The following is a 22,023-nucleotide window of genomic DNA, read 5'->3' as shown; positions in this document are numbered from 1 at the left end:
GGCAAGGACTGTTTATGACTCAGCGACCGGGCAATCAATTGTTCGATGCCTATTTCACTGCCCGCGATATGCGTGAGGTGTTCTGCGATCAGGGCCGCGTGCAGGCCATGCTCGACTTCGAAGCGGCGCTGGCCCGGGCCGAGGCGCGGGTCGGGTTGATTCCAGCTTCCGCTGTGGCACCGATTGCGGCGGCATGCAGCGCTGGTCTGTATGACTTCGCGGTTCTGGGCGAGGCGATTGCCACGGCCGGCAATTCGGCGATTCCGCTGGTCAAGGCATTGGGCAAGCAGATTGCTGCCAGCGACGCTGAAGCCGAACGTTATGTGCATTTGGGCGCGACCAGTCAGGACGTGATGGATTCCGGGCTGGTGTTGCAATTGCGTCAGGCGCTGGCGTTGATCGAGAACGATCTCTCGCAACTCGCTGATTCCCTCGCGATCCAGGCGCAACGTCATGCTGCAACGCCGTTGGCCGGGCGCACGTGGCTGCAACACGCGACGCCGGTAACCCTCGGCATGAAAATCGCCGGATGGCTGGGCGCGGTGAATCGCAGCCGTCAGCGCTTGCGTGAACTCAAGCCGCGTTTGCTGGTGCTGCAATTCGGTGGCGCTTCCGGGACCCTCGCCGCGTTGGGCGAACAGGCCTTGCCGATTGCCGAAGCGCTGGCTGAAGAACTGCAACTGACCTTGCCGGAACAGCCGTGGCACACCCAGCGTGATCGCGTGGTCGAGTTCGGCGCGGTGCTGGGTTTGATCGCCGGCAGCCTGGGCAAATTCGGCCGCGACATCAGCCTGTTGATGCAGACTGAAGCGGCTGAGGTGTTCGAGCCATCGGCACCGGGCAAGGGTGGTTCGTCGACCATGCCGCACAAACGCAACCCGGTGGGCGCGGCGGTGTTGATCGGCGCAGCGACGCGGGTGCCGGGTCTGGTCTCGACGCTGTTCAGTGCCATGCCCCAGGAGCACGAGCGCAGCCTCGGTCTGTGGCATGCCGAATGGGAAACCCTGCCGGAGATTTGCTGCCTCGTTTCCGGTTCGCTGCAACAGGCACGCTTGCTCGCCGACGGTCTGGAAGTCGATGCCGAGCGTATGGCCCGCAACCTCGAATTGACTCAGGGGCTGGTGTTGGCCGAAGCCGTCAGCATCGTCCTTGCCCAGCGTGTCGGCCGCGACGCCGCGCATCACCTGCTCGAACAATGCTGCAAACGCGCGGTGGCCGAGCAGCGCCATTTGCGCGCCGTGCTCGGTGACGAACCGCAAGTCACCGCCGAGTTGAGCAGCGCTGAACTTGATCAACTTTTGAACCCCGCTCATTACCTCGGCCAGGCAAAAACCTGGGTCGAGCGCGCGGTGGCCGAACACAACGCATTGTCTGTCTGAAAGGAGAGGGCTGTGGCTTTCGTTCAACTCGCCGATGGCGAACTGCATTATCAAATCGAGGGCCCGGTCGATGCGCCGGTGCTGGTGCTCTCCAACTCGCTAGGCACTGATCTGCACATGTGGGACGCGCAGATGCCGGCGTTTACCGAGCACTTTCGCGTGCTGCGTTTCGATACCCGTGGCCACGGCGAATCGCTGGTGACGCCGGGTCCTTACAGCATCGAGCAACTCGGTCATGACGTGCTCGGTTTGCTGGATGCACTGCACATTGAGCGTGCGCATTTTTGTGGGCTGTCGATGGGAGGCCTGATCGGCCAGTGGCTGGGGATCAATGCCGGGCATCGGCTGCATAAGCTGATCGTCTGCAATACCGCGGCAAAAATCGGTGATCCGTCGGTGTGGAATCCACGCATCGAAACCGTGCTGCGTGACGGTGCGGCAGCGATGGTGGCCCTGCGTGATGCATCGATTGCCCGCTGGTTCACCCCGGACTTTTCGGCTGCTCATCCGGCAGCGGCCAAGCAGATTACCGACATGCTCGCGGCCACCTCGCCGCAAGGTTATGCGGCTAACTGCGCAGCGGTGCGTGATGCGGATTTCCGCGAGCAACTGGTTTCGATCAACGTGCCGTTGCTAGTGATTGCCGGCACTGAAGATGCGGTGACGCCGCCGTCCGGTGGGCACTTTATTCAGGAACATGTACGCGGCGCCGAATACGCCGAGTTCTATGCGGCGCACCTGTCCAACGTGCAGGCTGGCGTGGACTTCAGTGATCGTGTGTTGGCGTTTTTGCGGGCTAAGTGAGGAAGTTTTTGTGGACGAGAAACAACGTTACGACGACGGCATGCAAGTGCGTCGCGCGGTGCTGGGCGATGCCCATGTCGATCGCAGCCTGACCACGCTGACCGAGTTCAACTCGGAGTTTCAGGAAATGATCACCCGGCATGCGTGGGGCGATATCTGGACGCGACCGGGCTTGCCACGTCATACGCGCAGTCTGATCACCATCGCCATGCTGATCGGCATGAACCGCGAAGGCGAACTGAAACTGCATCTGCGCGCGGCGGCCAATAATGGTGTGAGCCGGGGCGAGATCAAGGAAGTGATCATGCAGAGCGCGATCTACTGCGGGATTCCGGCGGCGAATGCGACGTTTCATCTGGCTGAATCGGTTTGGGATGAGCTGGGTGTTGAATCCAGGGATTGATGGTGCCTGAGCTGACGTCTTCGCGAGCAGGCTCGCTCCCACATTTGGAATGCGTTCCCCTGTAGGAGTGAGCCTGCTCGCGATAGCGATAGTGGCCGCGACGAATCAGACGGTGGCAACAATAAATATCCGCTTGAACGCAAACAACGTATGCCCATCCCCCTCCTGCGGATAATGCTTATGCACCCGCATCAGGTAGTGATAGATAAACCGCGCCTGTTCCGCTGAATCCAGCGCCTGCATCACCGGCCGCAGCGCCGAGACCTTCACCCAGTCATAAATTGGCGATTTGCCGTCAACCACCTGCAACTGCTCGGTCTCCCAGATATCCAGGGATGAGGTCAGCGGCGCGAGCAAGCGGTAGTAATCCTCCAGTGCCAACAACGGCCGCGCGGCCATGCGCTGGCGCAGTTCAGGTGTGCCCATTGGCGTGCCACCGGGGCCGCCATTTTCGAGAGTGTCGAGCATCAGCCGATACCACAGCGCATCGCGCCAGTCCGGCATGTGCGCCGCCAGACAACCGCCGGGATTCAGATAACCGAGCAGATGCGGCAGCAGCGTTTCATGGCCCTCGATAAAGTGCAGCACGGCGGCTGCGAGCAGCAGGTCCGCCGGCTGCTCCGGTTGCCAATCGAGCAGATCGCAGTGTTTCCACGATGCCCTGAGCGGCAGACAGCGCGCTTCTGCGAGCATCTGTGCCGAGCTGTCGATCCCCTGCAACTGCGCGCGCGGCCAGCGTTTGGCCAACAACTGCGTGGCAATGCCGGTGCCGCAGCCAAGGTCGTAAATGCGTTGAGGATTTGGCAGGTCAACACGGTCGAGCAATTCATTGACCGGGCGTTGCCTGAGACGGGAAAACTGCTGGTACGCCTTGGCGTCCCAGTCGGGTGTTGCAAGACGAGAGATCATTGAGGTGGTCCTCCAGTGATCGATGGTGTCTTCCGATGACAACCTGGCTCCCAGCTTGAGGACCGACTACGACGACGGAAGCGGAAAGGTGAAGCACCTGACTCCTACAGGGTTGGATCGGTGTTTAGAGGAGGCTGATCGGGTAGCTGACGATCAAACGGTTCTCGTCGAACTCGTTATTGCTGAAATCTCGACGCATGGTCGAGTTGCGCCATCTAAGGTTCAGATCCTTCAGCGCGCCGCTCTGCACGGTGTAGCCCAGTTCTGATTCGCGGCCCCATTCCTTGCCGTCGGTGATGGTCCCGGTGTGCACGTTGTCGCCGCTGATGTAGCGGTTCATCAGGGTCAGGCCGGGGATGCCCAGCGCGACGAAGTTGTAGTCATGGCGTACTTGCCAGGAACGTTCCTGCGCATTGTCGTAGCTGGCGTTGTAGCTGTCGTTGGCCAGCGTGCCGCCGCTGGTGCCGTTGACGCGCATCCAGGCGCTGTCGCCGGTGAGTTTCTGCAGGCCGACGTAGAAGGTGTTGCCGCCGTACTTCGCCGAGAACATCCCTGACCAGGTTTTGTTGTCGAGGTCGCCGGCGCGGGCGCTGCCATCGTCCTTGCCGTAGAAGAAGCCGAGGTTGGCGCCCAGCGTCCAGTCGCCCAGCGGCTGGCTGTGGATCAGGTTGACGTATTGCTGGCTGTAGATGTCCTTGAGTTCGGCGTTCCACAGGCCGATCTGTGTGCGTTTTTCGTTGAAAACGTATTCGCCGCCCTGAAAGTTGAAGCGATCAGAGGTGAACGCCGCTTTGCCGGTCATCGACATGTCGCTCATGCTGCTGTCATCGCGCGGGCTGTTGGCGCGGAACTGGCCGCCGTAGAGGGTCAGGCCGTCGATTTCTTTGGACGTGATCTGCCCGCCACGGAAGGTCTGTGGCAATGAGCGGCCATCGTCCGAACGCAGGATCGGCAGCACCGGCATCCACTCGCCGACCTTCACTTCGGTCTGCGAAAGCTTGGCTTTGAAAGCGACGTTGGTGCGACCGAAGTTGTCCGCCGGACGACCGTCATGGTCCAGCGGCAACAATTGGGTGCCGCCCGTGCCTTTGCCGCCATCAAGCTTTACCGAATACAGGCCCAGCACGTCCATGCCGAAGCCGACGGTGCCTTGGGTGAAGCCGGATTTGGCGTCGAGGATGAAGCTCTGCGTCCACTCTTCAGCCTTGCCCTGAGCCTTGGTCGGGTTGGTGAAGTTACGGTTGATATAGAAGTTGCGCAGGTTGAGATTGACCTTGGCGCCCTCGATGAAGCCGGCTTCTTCAGCCGCTGCGGGCAGCGCCGCGCCGGCCAGGGCCAGGGCGATCAGGCCGGGAATTGCGTAAGGCGCAGGGGATGTTGTCATGGGCTCGGGTCTCTCTTGTTTTTTTAAGGCGAACAGGTGCGCTGACACCGGTTTTCGGAGTGCAAACATGAAAAGTGTTCAGAGGTGAAACGACGGCAATCAGCCGGACGGGGCAGGGCGCGGGAGCATGGTGTCGAACCTGTTGTTATTGGTTTTGTGGAGCGAATGGTGCGGGGGGCGGTGGTGGGGATTCAATCGGCGGAAGCGGTTTTTGGGCGATTATCGAACGCAAGATTTGCTCGGGGTTTTGGGTGAATGGGAGGGCCTCATCGCTGGCAAGCCAGCTCCCACAGGTTTTTGTGTCGTTCACAATGTTGGGTACACCACAGAACATTGTGGGAGCTGGCTTGCCAGCGATGGGGCCAGCCCAGACACCACAACTTTCTGACAGGCAACAAAAAGCCCACCAATCGGTGGGCTCCTTGTATTCAGCCGATGATCAGAACAACTTCATCTTCGGCGCTTCTTCTTTCAGCGGTTCGTTCTGCGCGGTCTGCGCATTCCAGCCACCGCCCAAGGCCTTGTACAGGTTGACCGCACTGGTCAGCTGAGCGAGGCGGTCGGTGATCAGCGCTTGTTGCGCGCTGAACAGCTGACGCTGGGCATCGAGGAAGGTCAGGTTGCTGTCGACGCCGATGCGGTAGCGACGTTCGGCCAGGCGGTAGTAATCCTGGTTGGCCGCGACGAAGTCACGCTGCGCTTGCAACTGCTCGGTGTAGGTCTGGCGGGCGGCGAGGCCGTCGGCGACTTCCTGGAAGGCCGTTTGAATGGACTTCTCGTAGTTCGCCACGCCAATGTCCTTCTGGATCTTGGCGTAGTCGAGGCTGGCGCGCAGGCTGCCGGCGTTGAAGATCGGCAGGTTGATCTGCGGCTGGAATAACCACGTCCCCGAACCACCCTTGAACAGGCCGGACAGGTCCGGGCTCAGGCTGCCCGCGTTGGCGGTCAGGCTGATGCTCGGGAAGAACGCGGCACGGGCTGCGCCAATGTTGGCGTTGGCCGCTTTCAGGTTGTACTCGGCTTGCAGAATGTCCGGACGACGTTGCAGCAGGTCCGAAGGCAGGCCGGCCGGTACGTCGCTGAGCAGGTCATCGGACAGCGGTTTGGCCGTTTGCAGATTAGCCGGGATACCAGTGCCGAGCAGCAGGGTCAGGCTGTTTTCGTCCTGCGCCACCTGGCGGGTGTAACGCGCCAGTTGTGCGCGAGCGTTCTCGACCGAGGTGCGCGACTGCGCCAGGTCCAGTGCCGAAGCCACACCGACTTCGTTGCTGCGGCTGGTCAGCTTGTAGCTTTCTTCGAAGGCACCGAGGGTGTCCTGGGTCAGCTTGAGCAGTTCCTTGTCCGCTTGCCAGGTCAGGTAAGCATTGGCGACGCTGGCGACCAGACTGATCTGGGTGCTGCGGCGTGCTTCTTCGGTGGCGAAGTATTGTTGCAGCGCTTGTTCGCTCAGGCTGCGAACGCGACCGAACAGGTCGAGTTCGTAGGCGCTGATGCCGACAGTGGCGGAGTAGGAGCTGGTGATGCTCGACTCGCCGGTCTGCGATGCACGGGCCGGAACCCGCTGACGGCTGCCGCTGGCATTGGCCGATACCGCCGGGAACAGGTCGGCGCGCTGGATGCGGTATTGAGCCGCATAGGCGTCGATGTTCAGCGCCGCGACACGCAGGTCGCGGTTATTTTCCAGGGACACCTGGATCAGCTGTTGCAGCGCCGGGTCATGGAAAAACTGCTTCCAGCCTTGCTCGGCAGCGGCTTGCGCCGGTGCCTGGGCCGGCGAATAGGCCGGCCCCTGCGGGTACTGACCTGCGACCGGAGCCTCAGGCTGCTGATAATCAGGTATCAGCGAGCAACCGCTCAGCACGAAGGCGGCGACTGCGATGGAGAGTAGCGACTTGCTCATTGGCCAGCCTCTTTAGGAGTTTCTTTAGTGTCATCCGGGTCGGTGATTTTACGCTGGCCCATGGACGAAACCGTAACGAAGAACAGGGGTACCCAGAAAATCGCGAGTACGGTGGCGGTGATCATACCGCCAATTACCACGGTGCCAATGGCGTGCTGGCTGCCTGAGCCGGCGCCTGTGGAAATTGCCAGAGGCACTACGCCGAGGATGAACGCCAGGGACGTCATGATGATCGGACGCAGACGCATGCGGCAAGCTTCGATGGCTGCGTCGCGCAGACTGGCGCCCTGTTCATGCAATTCCTTGGCGAACTCGACGATCAGAATGGCGTTTTTCGCTGCCAGACCGATGGTCGTCAACAGCCCCACCAGGAAGTACACGTCGTTGGACAGCCCGCGCAGACTGGTCGCCAGCAAGGCACCGATGATCCCCAGCGGCACCACGAGCACCACCGCAATCGGAATCGACCAGCTCTCATAGAGAGCCGCCAGACACAGGAATACCATCAGCAGCGACAGCGCAAACAGTGCCGGCGCCTGCGAACCCGCCAGACGTTCTTCATAGGACAGCCCCGTCCAGGAGATGCCTACGCCTTTCGGCAGTTTCGCGGCAATGGCTTCGACCTCGGCCATGGCTTCACCCGTGGAGTAACCTGGAGCCGGGGCACCGAGGATTTCCACCGCTTCCACACCGTTGTAGCGCGAGAGCTTCGGCGAACCGTAGATCCACTCGCCCTTGGCGAATGCCGAGAACGGAACCATGGTGCCGCTGGCGTTGCGTACGTACCACTTCTTCAAGTCTTCCGGTTTCATGCGCGAATCCGGCTGGCCTTGCACGTACACCTTCTTCACCCGACCACGGTCGATGAAGTCGTTGACGTAGCTACTACCCAAAGCAATCGACAAGGTGTTGTTGATGTCGCTGATGGTAACGCCCAGGGCGCTGGCCTTCTCGTCATCGATTTCGAGCTGGAATTGCGGCTCGTCATTCAGACCGTTCGGACGTACCTGCGACAACACTTTGCTTTGCGCCGCCATGCCGAGGAACTGGTTGCGTGCCTCCATCAGTTTTTCATGACCGATACCGGCGCGGTCCTGCAGGAACACGTCGAAACCGGTGGCGTTACCCAACTCCAGCACTGCCGGCGGGGCGAAGGCGAACACCATCGCGTCGCGGAAGGTAAAGAAGTGCTGCTGGGCGCGAGCCGCCAGCTTGAACACGCTGTTGTCGGCGTTACGCTCATCCCATGGCTTGAGCATGATGAATGCCATACCCGAGCTCTGACCACGGCCGGCGAAGTTGAAACCGGTCACGGTGAACACCGAGGCGACGGTGTCACCTTCACCGCCATCCTTGGTCGGACGCAGCAGGTATTCACGCATTTCATCCACGACTACCTGGGTGCGCTGGGCGCTGGAACCGGCCGGGGTCTGCACTTGAGCGAACAGTACGCCCTGGTCTTCTTCCGGCAGGAAGGAGGAGGGGATGCGCATGAACAACCAGATCATGCCGATCAGAATCAGCGCGTAGGCCAGCAGGTAAGGCACCTTCTGGCGCAGGATATTGCCGACGCCACGCTCGTAGCTTTTGACGCTGCGATCGAAGTTGCGGTTGAACCAGCCGAAGAAGCCTTTTTTCGGAACGCCGTGCTCACCATGGGGAATAGGCTTGAGCATGGTCGCGCAGAGTGCCGGGGTGAAGATCAGCGCGACCAGCACCGACAGGGCCATGGCCGAGACAATGGTGATCGAGAACTGCTTGTAGATCACACCGGTCGAGCCACCGAAGAACGCCATTGGCAGCAGAACCGCCGACAGTACCAAGGCGATACCAACCAGTGCGCCCTGGATCTGGCCCATGGATTTCTTGGTCGCTTCCTTCGGAGACAGTCCCTCCTCAGCCATGACTCGCTCGACGTTTTCCACCACGACGATGGCATCGTCCACCAGCAAACCGATGGCCAGTACCATGCCGAACATGGTCAGGGTGTTGATGCTGAAACCGGCGGCGGCGAGGATGCCGAACGTACCGAGCAATACCACCGGCACGGTCATCGTGGTGATGACGGTGGCGCGGAAGTTCTGCAGGAACAGGAACATCACCAGGAACACCAGCGCGATCGCTTCGACCAGCGTGTGAACCACACCTTTGATCGACTCGGTCACTACGGGGGTCGTGTCGTACGGGAACACCACTTCCATGCCTGGCGGGAAGAACGGCTTGAGGCTGTCGATAGTGGTGCGCAAGGCTTTGGCCGTATCGAGGGCGTTGGCGCCGTTGGCCAGTTTCACTGCCAGACCGGATGCCGGGCTGCCGTTGAACTGGGCACTGATGGCGTAGTTTTCGCCACCCAGGCCAACATCAGCCACGTCTTTGAGGCGAACCTGCGAACCGTCCTTGTTGACCTTGAGCAGGATTTCCTTGAACTGCTCGGCCGTCTGCAGACGGGTCTTGCCGATGATCGTCGCGTTCAACTGCTGGCCCTGTACGGCCGGCAAGCCGCCGAGCTGGCCGGACGAGACCTGGACGTTTTGCGCCGCGATGGCAGTCTTCACGTCGATCGGGGTCAGGTTGAAATTGTTCAGCTTGGCCGGGTCGAGCCAGATGCGCATCGCATACTGGGCACCGAAGACCTGGAAGTCACCGACGCCAGCAGTCCGCGAAATCGGATCCTGCATATTCGACACGATGTAGTTGGACAAGTCGTCCTTGGTCATGCTGCCGTCACGCGAGACCACGCCGATGACCAGCAGGAAGTTTTTCACTGCCTTGGTCACGCGGATACCTTGTTGCTGCACTTCCTGCGGCAACAGCGGAGTGGCGAGGTTCAGCTTGTTCTGAACCTGCACCTGCGCGGTGTCGGAGTTGGTGCCTTGCTCGAAGGTCGCGGTGATGGTCATGCTGCCGTCGGAGTTACTTTCCGAGGACACATAACGCAAGTTGTCGATACCGTTGAGCTGCTGCTCGATCACCTGGACCACGGTGTCCTGCACGGTTTGCGCCGAAGCGCCCGGGTAGGTCACGGAGATCGCAATGGCCGGTGGCGCAATGCTTGGGTACTGGTTGATCGGCAATTTCAGGATCGAAAGTGCCCCGACCAGCATGATCACCAGGGCAATTACCCAGGCGAAAATCGGACGGTCGATGAAGAATTTTGACATGGATTACTCCCCTTTGCCGCCGGCGGCTTTGTCAGCTGCCTGAGCGGGGGCCGGGTTCTTGGTGCCGACGTTGGTCGCTTCAGTCGGTTTGACCTCGACGCCCGGTTTGACGAATTGCAGCCCTTCGGTGATCAGGCGATCGCCGGCCTTCAAGCCGTCTTCGATCAGCCATTGGCTGCCGACGGTGCGGCTGGCCTTCAACTGACGCAACTCGACTTTGTTGTCCGGGCCGACGACCAGTGCGGTCGGCGTGCCTTTGAGGTCACGGGTCACGCCTTGCTGCGGGGCGAGGATCGCGGCGCTGTTGACACCGGCCTGCAGCTGCGCGTGGACGAACATGCCTGGCAACAGGGTGTGATCCGGGTTCGGGAACACGGCGCGCAGGGTTACCGAACCGGTGGTCTGGTCGACCGACACTTCGGAGAATTCCAGCTTACCGTCGAGCTTGTATTGGCTGCCGTCTTCCAGAGTCAGCTTGACTGCGGCGGCGTTGTCACCCGCTTTCTGCAGACGACCGCTTTCCAGTTCGCGGCGCAGCTCCAGCAGTTCCACCGAGGACTGGGTGACATCAACGTAGATCGGGTCCAGTTGCTGGATCACGGCCATGGCGTCGGTTTGACCATTGCTCACCAAGGCACCTTCGGTGACCGAAGAGCGGCCGATACGCCCGGAGATCGGCGCGTACACCTTGGTGTAACGCACGTTGATCTGCGCGCTCTGCAGCGACGCTTCCGATTCCATGCGGTTGGCCACGGCGGTGTCGTATTCCTGGCGGCTCACGGCCTGTTCATCGACCAGTTGCTTGTAGCGGTCGGAGATCGACTTGGTCGAACGCAGGCTGGCTTCGGCGCTTTTCAGGGTTGCTTCATAAACCGCCGGATCGATCTGATACAGCTGCTGACCGGCTTTGACATCGCCGCCTTCCTTGAACAGGCGCTTGAGAATGATGCCGTTGACCTGTGGTCGAACTTCCGCGATGCGGTACGCACTGGTGCGCCCCGGCAGTTCGGAGGTGAGGGTAAAGGCTTGTGGTTGCAGGGTGACGACGCCGACCTGAGGCGGTGGAGCGGCCGGTGCCGCTTCTTCCTTTTTACATCCGCTGAGCAGCGATGCCAGGGCGACGGCAGTGACCAGAGCGGTAACAGCTGGCTTGAATTGCATGAAGATCCTCGGGTCAGGCGCGCAAAAAGCGCACAAGAAGTGTGGAAGGGTAAAAAATGGGTATCGGGTGGATAAGTAGCTTGCTAAGGAATATACTTACGTTCATGGTTGTTTGTAAATACCTTGGCGTCGTATCCACCCTGTTACAAAACTCGTCGCAAGGTTTGAAATTGTAGGCCGGGGAGCAGATCCGTGAGAGATCGCCCCCTCTTTATTCAGCGGATATTCAGCCATCCCTGAAACATCCTGTTTGAGGTTTTACTGTCATGGTCCGTCGTACCAAAGAGGAAGCTCAAGAAACCCGTAGCCAGATCCTGGAAGCGGCGGAGAAAGCCTTTTATGAAAGGGGTGTCGCTCGTACGACGCTGGCCGATATCGCGACAATGGCCGGCGTCACACGTGGTGCTATTTACTGGCATTTCAGTAACAAGGCCGATCTGGTCCAGGCCATGCTGGATTCGCTGCGTGAGCCGCTGGATGAATTGGCCAGGGCCAGCGAAAGTGAAGATGAACTCGATCCGTTGGGCTGCATGCGCCAACTGCTGATTCATTTGTTTCATCAAGTTGCGCTGGACCCGAAAACCCGGCGTATCAACGAAATTCTGTTTCATAAGTGCGAGTTCACCGATGAAATGTGCGATTTGCGCCAGCAGCGCCGGGACGTCAGTCTCGATTGCAACGAGCGCATCGCTCTGACGTTGCGTAATGCGGTCAATCGCGGCCAGTTGCCAGAAGATCTCGACACCGCCCGCGCGGCCATCAGTATTCACAGCTATATCGATGGCCTTCTGTATGGATGGCTTCTGGCGCCGGACAGCTTTGAGCTGCATGCCGAGGCCGAGCGTTGGGTCGATACAGGGTTGGATATGCTGCGCCTGAGCCCCAGCCTGCGCAAATGAAACAAAATGCGTAATTGACACCGCTTATGTCAATTGGCCTGCCTTTATATAGCTTCGCAGCGGGGGGAGTTTAAACGTAGCGAGCTACGCATTTTGTAGGGGATTTGTGTCTTCTGTGTGAATGAGTGTAAGCCGCTTGCCCTCACCCTAACCCTCTCCCAGAGGTAGAGGGGACTGACCGAGGTGTTCTTTCGAGTTACGCAGACCTGAAATGTCCGGTTGAACTCACGTCCCGAACATTCCCCGATCGGCCCCCTCTCCCAGAAGGAGAGGGACTGACCGAGGTGTTCTTGCGAGTTACGCCGACCTGAAATATCCGGTTGAGCTCCGATTTCGAACGTTCCCCGATCGGCTCCCTATCCCCTGGGAGAGGGCTGGGGTGAGGGGCTACGTACTCAGACGCGCAATCATTCTCCAGGCGAGCACAAAAAAGCCCCCGACTCTCAAAAGTCGGGGGCTTTGTGTTCCTACTGCTTATAGCGCTGGATAGTCGATGTAACCGACCGGGCCTTTGCCGTAGAACAACTCCGGACGCGCATCATTCAACGGCGCATCCGCCTGCAAACGAGCCGGCAGATCCGGGTTGGCAATGAACGGCACACCAAATGCCACGGCATCAGCCTTGCCGCTGGCCAGCCATTCATTGGCGCTGTCCTTGGTGAATTTTTCGTTGGCAATGTACGGGCCACCGAACGCCTCTTTCAATTGCGGGCCGAGGCTGTCGGCGCCTTCTTTCTCACGGGAGCAGATGAACGCGATGCCGCGCTTGCCCAGTTCACGTGCGACGTAGGTGAAGGTTTCCGCCAGGTTGTCATCGCCCATGTCATGGGAGTCAGCGCGCGGTGCCAAGTGCACACCAACGCGACCAGCGCCCCAGACTTCGATCGCGGCGTCAGTCACTTCCAGCAGCAGGCGCGCACGGTTTTCCAGCGAGCCACCGTAGTTGTCGGTGCGCTGGTTGGTGCTGCTTTGCAGGAACTGGTCGAGCAGGTAACCGTTGGCGCCGTGGATTTCCACGCCGTCGAAACCGGCGGCTTTGGCGTTCTCGGCACCAGTGCGGTAAGCGTCGACGATGTCGGCGATTTCAGCGGTTTCCAGTGCCCGCGGGGTTGGGTAGTCGGCCAGTGGGCGCACCAGGCTGACGTGACCTTTAGGCTGGATCGCGCTTGGTGCCACCGGCGTTTCACCGTTGAGGTACGACTCGTGGGAGATACGGCCCACGTGCCACAGTTGCAGGAAGATCTTGCCGCCAGCGCCGTGAATCGCTTTGGTCACGTTGGCCCAGCCGCGCACTTGATCGTTGGACCAGATTCCCGGGGTGTCCGGGTAGCCAACGCCCATTGGCGTCACCGAAGTGGCCTCACTGAGGATCAGGCCAGCGGACGCGCGCTGTACGTAGTATTCAGCCATCAGCGCGTTCGGTACGCGGCCTTCGTCGGCGCGGCAGCGGGTCAGCGGGGCCATGATGATGCGGTTGGCCAGCTCGACGTCGCCGAGTTTGATCGGATCAAAAATAGTTGCCATGTCTACAACCCTCGTAAGTAAAAGTTAATCAGTTGGTTGCCGGGGCCAGATCGGCATTGCCGTTCTGACGGAAAGTAATCAGGGTCACCAGCAGGGCGAGCACGGCCAGAGCCGCCGCCGCGAGTGGCACGCTGGTCAGGCCATAGCCGTGGGCGATGACGCTGCCGCCGACCCAGGCGCCGAGGGCGTTGCCGACGTTGAAGGCGCCGATGTTCAGGGTCGAAACCAGGTTCGGTGCGGCTTTGCCGAAGGTCACCACGTTGACTTGCAGCGCCGGCACGGCGGCGAAACACGCGGTGGCCCAGAGGAACAGAGTGATTTCAGTCGGGATCAGCGCAACGCTGGTCCAGGTCAGTACGGTGGAGACCACGGCCATGGCGATGAACACGCCGATCAACGTCGCGGCCATGCCCTTGTCGGCGAGTTTGCCGCCGATGATGTTGCCGACGGTCAGGCCCAGGCCGATCAGCATCAGCGTCCAGGTCACGCCACGCGGTGACACGCCGGTGACTTCGCCGAGCAGCGGGGCGACGTAGGTGAACAGGGTGAAGACGGAGGCGGCGAACAGCGCGGTCATGCTCAGCGACAGCCAGATCCCGGCACCTTTGAGGGCGGCGAGTTCGGCGCGCATGTCGAGTTTTTCTTCGTCACGCTTGGCCGGCAGGAAGCGGATCAGGCCGATCAGCGCGATCACGCCGATAACGGTCACCGCCCAGAAGGTCGAGCGCCAGCCGTATTGCTGACCCAGCGCAGTGCCCAGCGGCACACCGAGGACGTTGGCCAGGGTCAGGCCGGTGAACATCAACGCCACCGCCGAAGCACGTTTGTTGGCCGGCACCAGATTGGCCGCCACCACCGAACCGATGCCGAAGAACGCACCGTGGCACAGCGCGGTGATCACCCGGGCGAACATCAGCACGTTGTAATCACTGGCAATGGCGCAGAGCAGGTTGCCGACAATAAAGATGCCCATCAACGCCACCAGCGCCGCTTTACGCGGCAGTCTGGCGGTGGCCATGGCCATGAACGGCGCACCGATGGCCACGCCGAGGGCGTATCCGGTCACCAGCCAACCGGCGCCGGGTATCGACACACCGAGGTCGGCCGCCACATTGGGCAGCAGGCCCATGATGACGAACTCGGTGGTGCCGATGGCGAAGGCGCTCAAGGCGAGAATGAGGAGCGAGAGGGGCATGCGGGTTTCCTTGTCGGCTGGCTGACGTTAAGGGTCAGAGCTCTTTACTGAGGGTGCTGAGGAACGCCTGGATCACGTCCTCGTTACGTTTGAAAAAGTGCCATTGCCCGGCCTTCTGGCTGCTGATCAGGCCGGCGCGCTGCAACGTTGCGAGGTGTGCCGAAACGGTCGATTGCGACAAGCCGCAGCGTTGATCGATCTGCCCGGCGCAGATGCCGTACTCGTGGTTGTGCAACTGTTCCGGAAATTCGTTCTTCGGGTCTTTCAGCCAGTTGAGGATGTCTCGCCGTACTGGGTGCGCCAGGGCTTTTATTATTTCGTCGAGGTCGAGGTTCATGGCAGGGTGCTCACAATGTGTACAACGCTATATCGCGATGTGGCGAAATATAAATCGTTAGATCGCGATACACCAATATGATTTTGATCTGACATCAGCATAAATTGGTATATCGCGTTATAACGATACGTGGGTGTATGGCTTGTGGGTCGCAGTGCTAAGCTGCGCCCATGAACTATCTCGCACATTTACACCTCGGTGGCCAGCGCCCCGGGCAACTGCTCGGCAGTCTGTATGGCGATTTCGTCAAAGGTCGGCTGCAAGGGCAGTTTGCCCCGGAGGTCGAGGCGGCCATTCAACTGCATCGGCGGATTGACGTGTTTACCGATCGCCATCCGTTGGTGGACGTTGCGTTGGGGCGGTTTTCCGATACGAGGCGGCGTTATGCCGGGATCGTCCTCGACGTGTTTTTCGATCATTGCCTGGCCCGGGACTGGACGCTGTATGCCGATCAGCCTCTGGAACACTTCACCGCTGATGTCTATCGAGTGCTGTCCCGAGAACCGCAATTACCCGAACGTCTGGCGAAGATTGCCCCGCACATGGTCGCTAATGACTGGTTGGGCTCGTATCAGGAATTTGAAGTGCTGGAGCAGGTGTTGCGCGGCATCTCACGGCGACTGACCCGGCCGGAAGAGTTGGGGGGGGCGATGGAGGAATTGCGGCGGTTGTATGAGCCGCTCAGTGAAGACTTCCGCTTGTTCTACCCGCAACTCCAGGACTTCGCCCAAAACCCCGAATCACTGAAGATCTAAATGTGGGAGCGAGCCTGCTCGCGAAGGCGGCGTGTCATTCAGCATCTACATTGGCTGAGACACCGCTTTCGCGAGCAGGCTCACTCCTACAGGGGATGTGTGTTTTCAGGCGGCGATCAGTTCGCCTGCACGACGCGGTTCGGCCGGTTTCGCCACCTCACCAAACAACGCCTTCTGCACCGCCTGCTGTGCTTCAAATGCCAACGCCGCACGCTCACGACCCTGACAGGCAAGCGGCTTGAGCAGATGGACTTCGACATCGCCGCAATCATTGCTGAACAGACGCATCAGGTGCGAGAGCAGATCATCATCACCAATGAACGGCGCCAGCGCATCGATCTCGCCATCACGCAGATAACGGATCGCCACCGGTTGCAGCATCACCTCGGAATCAATCGCCGCCGCCAGCAAGCGACCATGAAAGGTACGCAGCGAGCGGCCATCGGTGGTGGTGCCTTCCGGGAACATCAGCAGGGCGTGGTCGGTTTGCAGGTGACGGGTCATCTGCTTGCGGATCAACTGGCTGTCGCCCGAACCGCGACGGATGAACAGGCTGCCAGCCTTCGCCGCCAGCCAACCAGCCACCGGCCAGGTACGCACTTCGGCCTTGGACAGAAACGACAACGGCGTGAGCATGCCGAGCAGCGGAATATCAGTCCACGACACATGATTGCTGACCCACAGCATCGGCTGTTTCGGCAGCTCACCGTGCACGGTCACGCGAAAGGGCAGGGCATTGCTCAGGCGCGCCATGAAGAAGCGCGACCAGCGCTGACGCCGTTCCATCGAATGCGCCAGGCCAATTCGTTCAAATACGCCAAAGACAGTGGCCATGGTCAACCCCAGCGCCACCACCAGCAGCACCCGCGCGATCCGCGCGTACACCCGCAGCCGGCTCATCACACGGCCGCCTTGAAGTGCTTGGCGTAGCGCGGGCAGAGTTCGTCGCGCTTGAGCAGGATAAACACATCGGCGACCTGGAAGTCTTCGTCCCAGCACGGCTCGCCGCAGATCTTCGCGCCCAGGCGCATGTAGGCCTTGAGCAGCGGCGGCATTTCGGCGATCACGTTGGAAGGAATATCCAGCGTCGGCAGCGGATTTTTCGGTTCGGCGCGCAGGTGTTCGGTGCACAGATAGCGTTCACGCAAACGCTGCATGATCGCGTGGGCCTGGATGCCGCCGTCTTGCATAGGAATGCTCGCGCAACCCATCAAGTAGCTGTAACCGCCCTGATTCAACACTTCGGCCAATTCGCCCCACAACACCGCAATGGTGCCGCCGTTGCGATAGGCCGGGTCGACGCAGGTGCGACCGATTTCGAGGATCGGGCCTTGCAGATGCGTCAGGCCGTGCAGGCTGAATTCTTCTTCGCTGTAAAACTTGCCGAGGCTGCTGGCGGCGGTGTGATCGAGCAGACGCGTGGTCGCCACCAAACGGCCGGTGTTCAAGTCACGCACACCGATGTGGCTGCAGTGAACATCATAATCATCCATGTCCAGACCCAGTTCCGCGCCTTTCAGTTTGGCGTTGAACTCGCCGCTGAAGACGTTGAAGCGTAAGGCCTGGGCTTGCTGCAAGGCCTCGGCGCCGATCAGGCGTTCGGCTTGCAGGCGGCGTTCATTGCCGGTGTCGCTGATGCGGGCGATCTGAGTCATGTGAATCTCCGTACGGGCCGTTAACCCGTCGTGGGTTGCAGCCGATCGACTTTCTTTATGCAGCCGTGTTGTGCAAAGTCAGGCTATGTAGCCCCGGTGTCATCGCCATGAACGTTCGGTGATGCTTATATGACAGCCCACAAGGAGCCTCTTATGCCCTGGCCAGATTTGCTGCACTGCCGTGAACGATTGCCCGCCGTTGCTGACCTGGCCGAGGGTTTTGCGACGTTGTTGCAGCAACTGGGCAACGTCACCCCGTTCGAATTGGCGGTCGCGGGCGGGCGGCGGATGGCGACGCCGGGGCTGGCGTTTCTGGTCGGTTACCAGGCGGCATTGCGCATGTTGTGGCCGAGTGCACCGCTGAGCCTCGGTGCGTTGTGTGCGACCGAACAGCGCAGTTTGCGTCCGGCGGACATGCACACGCGGCTTGCCGATTTACGTCTGAGCGGACGCAAGGATTTTGTCACCGCCGGCGATGCGGCGGACTGGTTGCTGATCGCCGCGCGCAGTGAAGAATCCGGTGAAACGCCGCGCCTGAGTCTGGCGGTGGTGTATCCCGGCGAACCCGGCGTGACCGTGGAGAAGCTGCCGGCGCTGCCGTTGATGCCTGACATCAGCCATGGTCGGCTGCAGCTTGATAACGCGTTGTGCGAGTTGTTGGCCGGCGATGGTTGGGACGCTTACGTCAAACCGTTCCGCACCCTGGAGGACGTTTATGTGCTGAGCGCGATGACCGCGTGGCTATATGGCGTCGGCCAGGACAGTGACTGGCCGCAGGCGCTGCAATTGCGCTTGCTGGCGCTGTTGGCCGGGTGTGCGGAGGCGAGTCGGCAACCGCCGAACAATCCGGCCGGGCATGTGTTGTTGGGCGGGTTGTTTGCGCAGTTTGAAGCGCTGGAGGGGGAGGTGAGTCAGGCGTTGTCTGACGGACCGGCAGAATGGGCGCAGATGTGGCAGCGGGATCGGGGGGTGATGCAGTTGGCCTCCGGCGCTCGGGCCAAGCGGTTGGCCAAGGCACTGGTGGTGTCCTGACTGGCCCCATCGCTGGCAAGCCAGCTCCCACAGGTTTCACAGGTGTTCACAAAATTTGTATCCACTCAAGAACCCTGTGGGAGCTGGCTTGCCAGCGATGGCGATTTCATGGAAAAGCAAAATCTCAAATTTGTCATGAGTCCCGACTAATCTCAGCAGGTCCTCCCCAAGAGCCCTCACCATGCGCAAAGGCCTGTCGCTGTTTCTGCTACTGATCAGCTTCACCGTTCACGCCGAACAATGGCCGGGTGAAGAATGGCCAATCGGCACGACGATCACCGATACCGGAGCGCTGGATAATTACGCCTTCCCACCCCGCGACGACACAACCCGCAAAGGCATCCGCACCGATGCCCTGCTGATCATCCACGACGGCCAGATCCTCTACGAACGTTACGCCGGCCCGACCACCGAACAAACCCCGCATCTGACTTGGTCAATCAGCAAAAGTCTGATGGCCACCGTCCTCGGTATGGCGTATGGCGAAGGCCTGTTCAAACTCGAAGCCCCGGTCGTGCAGTTTTACCCGCCGCTGGAACAACACCCGGCCATCAAAATCGCCGATCTGTTGCACTGGGCCTCCGGTATCGACTGGCAGGAAGACTACGAATACGCGCCACTGAAATCCTCGGTGGTGGCGATGCTCTACACCCGGGGCCATCGCGACATGGCCGCGTTCACCGCCGATCACGATGCTTACGCCGAACCGGGGCAGGCCTTCCGTTATTCCAGCGGCGACAGCAACCTGCTCGCGGCGGCGTTGAAAAATATCGTCGGCCCGCAGCGTTATCCTGATTATCCGTGGACGGCGTTGTTCGAACCGTTGGGCATCCGCCACGCCGTTTGGGAGACTGATGCCAACGGCACGTTTGTCGCGTCGTCTTATGCTTACCTGACGGCGAGGGATCTGGCGCGCGTCGGTCTGTTGATGGCCCGTGACGGGCGCTGGAACGATCGGCAATTGCTGCCCAAGGAGTGGGTCGACTTCAATCGGCAGCCCTTCGCCGGCTACAAGGCTCATCAGGACGAAGCGGTGCCCGGCGGTCAATGGTGGCTCAATCGCCCGGCCGATGGCGCCTTGTCACCGTGGCCCGATGCACCGCTCGACACCTTCGCGGCCCTCGGCCACTGGGGCCAGGCGCTTTACGTGATCCCCAGCGAGAAACTGGTGATCGTGCGATATGGCGATGATCGCGACGGCAGCTACCGTCACAACGAGTTGCTTAAGCGTGTGCTGAAGGCGGTGCGCCCATGAAGCGCTTATTCCTGTTAATGCTGGTCCTGTTGCTCGGCTGGATCGTCTACGAGCGCGAAAATCTGTGGGCCTTCCCCGACATCATCAGCGCCTACACCGCCAAGGAATATTGTTCCTGTCGTTATGTGATGAACAATGATGCCGAGTACTGCCGTGGCTATGTAAAACAATGGCTGCCGACCAGCCAATTCACGGATGACAGCGCGAACAAAACCATCACGGTCAGCGGCATGGGCCGCAGCAACCGCGCCCAGTGGCAAAGCGAACGGCAAGGCTGTCGCCTGAATCCCTGAAACACCCGATTGTTTTTTGTGGGAGCGAGCCTGCTCGCGAATGCAATAGCAGGCGCACCTTCTCTGTTGAGGCAGATGACGTCTTCGCGAGCAGGCTCGCTCCCACCGGGTGTGATCTTCAGTTTGCAATAACAGCGTGGGCGGTTAAGGTTCGTGCAGGTTTATCGGCCCTACGAGTGTTCAATGTTCAACCGCTCTCTCTGTGCAACCCTGTCCAGTCTGCTGCTCGCCACCGTCGCGTTGCCGGCGCAGGCCAATTGGTATCTGGACGGCGAGTCGTCGCGGCTGTCTTTTGTCAGCACGAAAAACACCCATATTTCCGAGGTGCAGCGCTTTCTGGTGTTGCACGGCAAGGTCGACCCCAACGGTCGCGCCGAAGTCGAAGTCGAGCTGGATTCGATCAACAGTGGCATCCCGCTGCGTGACGAGCGCATGCGCAAGGAGCTGTTCCAGATCGAGCAATTCCCCGAAGCGACCATCACCACCCAGATCGACCTGCGCCCAATCAACGATCTGGCCCCCGGTGCGCAGCTGGAATTGCGTCTGCCGCTGACCGTCAACCTGCACGGCAAGCAACACGAATACCCCGCTGAGCTGCTGGCGACGCGCCTCGATGACCGGCGTTTTCAAGTGGTCACCCTGGAGCCGCTGGTGATCAACGCCGAGGATTTCGATCTGGTGCCGGGGCTGGAAAGCCTGCGCAAACTCGCCGACCTGTCGGCGATCAGTCTGTCGGTGCCGGTGGGTGCGGTGCTGATTTTCACGGCGCGCTGACATGCGCGGCGCGGTGTTCCCGTGGCGCGATGGCAACCGCTTCGAGCTGTTGATCGATGGCCCGCAATTCTTTCCGCGCATGCTTGAGCAGATTGCTGGCGCGCAGGAGCAGATCGAACTGGAGTTGTATCTGGTCGAGGCCGGCGCCTGTGCCGAAACCATCGTGCAAGCGTTGGTGCTGGCCGCCGAGCGTGGTGTGCGCGTGCGTTGCCTGTTCGATGATTACGGCAGCCTGGCGTTCACCCTCAATCTGCGTCAGCGCCTGACCCATGCCGGGGTTGAACTGCGTTTCTACAATCGGCTGAATTGGCGGCGCTGGGTCGGCAATTTCTATCGTGATCATCGCAAGTTGCTGTTGGTCGATCAGCGTCTGGCAGTGGTCGGCGGCACCGGAGTCACTGATGAGTTCTGGACACCGGGGCACGACACCAGCGAGTGGCACGAAGTGATGGTCGAGATCAGCGGCCCACTGGTGATCGACTGGCAATTGCTGTTTGATCGTCAGTGGATCGCCAACCGCTATCGCCGCGCCTGGCGCCCGGCCGCGCATTTCGGCTTGCCGCGATTACCACGGGTGCCGGACAAGGGCGAGGGCATGGGCCGAGTGGCGTATGCCGACGCCCGCCAGCATCGCGACATTCTGCAGTCGCTGTTCCGTGCGCTGAACAGCGGGCACAAACGCATCTGGATGGCCACGCCGTACTTCCTGCCGACCTGGAAAATCCGCCGCTCCCTGCGCAAGGCTGCGGCGCGCGGTGTCGATGTGCGTTTGCTGTTGACCGGGCCGCGCACTGATCATCCGTCAGTGCGTTACGCCGGGCATCGTTATTACCCGCGACTGCTTAAGGCCGGGGTGCAGATCTTCGAATATCAGCCGTGCTTTCTGCATTTGAAAATGGTGCTGGTGGACGATTGGGTGAGCATCGGTTCGTGCAACTTCGATCACTGGAACCTGCGCTTCAATCTGGAGGCGAATCTGGAGGCGCTGGATCCGTCGTTGACGGCAGCGGTGCAGGCGAGTTTTGTGAAGGACTTCGGGCTGAGTCAGCAGGTGAGCCTGGAGGAATGGAAGCGCCGGCCGTTGTGGCGGCGGGTGAAGCAGCGGGTGTGGGGCTGGGTGGATCGGGTGGTGGTCAACATCCTCGACCGCCGCGGATAACCGCTCACCTGATGATCGTTCCCACGCTCTGCGTGGGAATGCAG

General features: G+C 60.5%; 20 protein-coding genes. 10 read left to right on the top strand and 10 right to left on the bottom strand.

Going from position 1 to position 22,023, the window contains the following annotated elements:
* The first annotated feature begins 14 nt into the window (after positions 1-14).
* Genes CKW14_RS15845 through pcaC form a run of 3 tightly spaced genes read left to right on the top strand, consistent with a single transcriptional unit; the run spans position 15 to position 2,586 of the window.
* Positions 15-1,379: a 3-carboxy-cis,cis-muconate cycloisomerase gene (locus CKW14_RS15845; protein ID WP_095125610.1), complete on the top strand. Its 1,365-nt coding sequence runs from the start codon at positions 15-17 to the stop codon at positions 1,377-1,379.
* 12 nt (positions 1,380-1,391) lie between these two features.
* Positions 1,392-2,183, top strand: a complete 792-nt coding sequence (gene pcaD / locus CKW14_RS15840; protein ID WP_095125609.1) for a 3-oxoadipate enol-lactonase — start codon at positions 1,392-1,394, stop codon at positions 2,181-2,183.
* Positions 2,184-2,193: 10 nt separating this feature from the next.
* Positions 2,194-2,586, top strand: a complete 393-nt coding sequence (gene pcaC / locus CKW14_RS15835; protein ID WP_007957838.1) for a 4-carboxymuconolactone decarboxylase — start codon at positions 2,194-2,196, stop codon at positions 2,584-2,586.
* Between the two features lie 105 nt (positions 2,587-2,691).
* On the opposite strand, the gene CKW14_RS15830 is transcribed toward pcaC, so the two are convergent.
* The 5 genes from CKW14_RS15830 to emhA all read right to left on the bottom strand — a co-directional run bounded on the left by CKW14_RS15830 (position 2,692) and on the right by emhA (position 11,101).
* Positions 2,692-3,495 carry a methyltransferase domain-containing protein gene (locus tag CKW14_RS15830; protein WP_095125608.1) on the bottom strand — a complete coding sequence of 268 codons (804 nt, stop codon included), beginning with the start codon at positions 3,493-3,495 and terminating at the stop codon, positions 2,692-2,694.
* A 124-nt stretch (positions 3,496-3,619) separates the two neighbouring features.
* Positions 3,620-4,879: an OprD family porin gene (locus CKW14_RS15825; RefSeq protein WP_095049158.1), complete on the bottom strand. Its 1,260-nt coding sequence runs from the start codon at positions 4,877-4,879 to the stop codon at positions 3,620-3,622.
* A 439-nt stretch (positions 4,880-5,318) separates the two neighbouring features.
* Positions 5,319-6,779, bottom strand: coding sequence for an efflux RND transporter outer membrane subunit EmhC (gene emhC / locus CKW14_RS15815; protein WP_093438633.1), 1,461 nt, complete (start codon positions 6,777-6,779; stop codon positions 5,319-5,321).
* A complete protein-coding gene (emhB, locus tag CKW14_RS15810; protein WP_095125606.1) occupies positions 6,776-9,940 on the bottom strand; it encodes an efflux RND transporter permease subunit EmhB in 3,165 nt (1,054 codons plus the stop codon). Before emhB ends, emhC begins: the two co-directional genes overlap by 4 nt.
* A gap of 3 nt (positions 9,941-9,943) precedes the next feature.
* Complete coding sequence (emhA, locus tag CKW14_RS15805; protein WP_095049160.1) at positions 9,944-11,101, bottom strand: efflux RND transporter periplasmic adaptor subunit EmhA; 1,158 nt, start codon at positions 11,099-11,101, stop codon at positions 9,944-9,946.
* A 266-nt stretch (positions 11,102-11,367) separates the two neighbouring features.
* On the opposite strand from emhA, the gene emhR reads away from it, so the two are divergent.
* Positions 11,368-12,000 carry an efflux system transcriptional repressor EmhR gene (emhR, locus tag CKW14_RS15800; RefSeq protein ID WP_016982806.1) on the top strand — a complete coding sequence of 211 codons (633 nt, stop codon included), beginning with the start codon at positions 11,368-11,370 and terminating at the stop codon, positions 11,998-12,000.
* 474 nt (positions 12,001-12,474) lie between these two features.
* Here emhR and CKW14_RS15795 read toward each other — a convergent pair whose 3' ends face one another.
* Genes CKW14_RS15795 through CKW14_RS15785 form a run of 3 tightly spaced genes read right to left on the bottom strand, consistent with a single transcriptional unit; the run spans position 12,475 to position 15,056 of the window.
* On the bottom strand, positions 12,475-13,524 hold the full coding sequence (locus CKW14_RS15795; RefSeq protein WP_095049161.1) for an alkene reductase: 1,050 nt from the start codon (positions 13,522-13,524) through the stop codon (positions 12,475-12,477).
* A gap of 28 nt (positions 13,525-13,552) precedes the next feature.
* Positions 13,553-14,719, bottom strand: coding sequence for an MFS transporter (locus CKW14_RS15790; protein WP_095049162.1), 1,167 nt, complete (start codon positions 14,717-14,719; stop codon positions 13,553-13,555).
* 34 nt (positions 14,720-14,753) lie between these two features.
* Positions 14,754-15,056 (bottom strand): helix-turn-helix transcriptional regulator, encoded by a 303-nt coding sequence (locus CKW14_RS15785; protein WP_007917068.1) that lies wholly within the window; start codon positions 15,054-15,056, stop codon positions 14,754-14,756.
* Between the two features lie 170 nt (positions 15,057-15,226).
* Here CKW14_RS15785 and CKW14_RS15780 point away from each other — a divergent pair, with 170 nt between their 5' ends.
* Entirely contained in the window at positions 15,227-15,811 is a 585-nt protein-coding gene (locus CKW14_RS15780; RefSeq protein WP_095049163.1) for an ACP phosphodiesterase, read from the top strand.
* A gap of 105 nt (positions 15,812-15,916) precedes the next feature.
* Here CKW14_RS15780 and CKW14_RS15775 read toward each other — a convergent pair whose 3' ends face one another.
* Positions 15,917-16,711: a 1-acyl-sn-glycerol-3-phosphate acyltransferase gene (locus CKW14_RS15775; protein WP_095049164.1), complete on the bottom strand. Its 795-nt coding sequence runs from the start codon at positions 16,709-16,711 to the stop codon at positions 15,917-15,919.
* On the bottom strand, positions 16,711-17,466 hold the full coding sequence (gene olsB / locus CKW14_RS15770) for an L-ornithine N(alpha)-acyltransferase (RefSeq protein WP_093438600.1): 756 nt from the start codon (positions 17,464-17,466) through the stop codon (positions 16,711-16,713). Before olsB ends, CKW14_RS15775 begins: the two co-directional genes overlap by 1 nt.
* A gap of 153 nt (positions 17,467-17,619) precedes the next feature.
* On the opposite strand from olsB, the gene CKW14_RS15765 reads away from it, so the two are divergent.
* From CKW14_RS15765 to CKW14_RS15745, 5 genes are all read left to right on the top strand, one after another.
* Entirely contained in the window at positions 17,620-18,498 is an 879-nt protein-coding gene (locus CKW14_RS15765; protein ID WP_095049165.1) for an acyl-CoA dehydrogenase family protein, read from the top strand.
* Between the two features lie 181 nt (positions 18,499-18,679).
* Positions 18,680-19,753 carry a serine hydrolase gene (locus CKW14_RS15760; RefSeq protein WP_095049166.1) on the top strand — a complete coding sequence of 358 codons (1,074 nt, stop codon included), beginning with the start codon at positions 18,680-18,682 and terminating at the stop codon, positions 19,751-19,753.
* Positions 19,750-20,046, top strand: coding sequence for an amidase (locus CKW14_RS15755; RefSeq protein ID WP_095049167.1), 297 nt, complete (start codon positions 19,750-19,752; stop codon positions 20,044-20,046). The genes CKW14_RS15760 and CKW14_RS15755 overlap by 4 nt, the downstream gene beginning before the upstream one ends.
* Before the next feature lie 183 nt (positions 20,047-20,229).
* Entirely contained in the window at positions 20,230-20,820 is a 591-nt protein-coding gene (locus CKW14_RS15750; protein ID WP_095049168.1) for a YceI family protein, read from the top strand.
* A 1-nt stretch (position 20,821) separates the two neighbouring features.
* A complete protein-coding gene (locus CKW14_RS15745) occupies positions 20,822-21,979 on the top strand; it encodes a phosphatidylserine/phosphatidylglycerophosphate/cardiolipin synthase family protein (RefSeq protein WP_095049169.1) in 1,158 nt (385 codons plus the stop codon).
* Positions 21,980-22,023: the final 44 nt, after the last annotated feature.

It is taken from the genome of Pseudomonas sp. Irchel s3a12, assembly GCF_900187485.1.
Classification (GTDB): Bacteria; Pseudomonadota; Gammaproteobacteria; order Pseudomonadales; family Pseudomonadaceae; genus Aquipseudomonas; species Aquipseudomonas neuropathica.
Note: the sequence above shows the minus strand (reverse complement) of the source record. Positions and strands in the feature narration are given on the sequence as shown.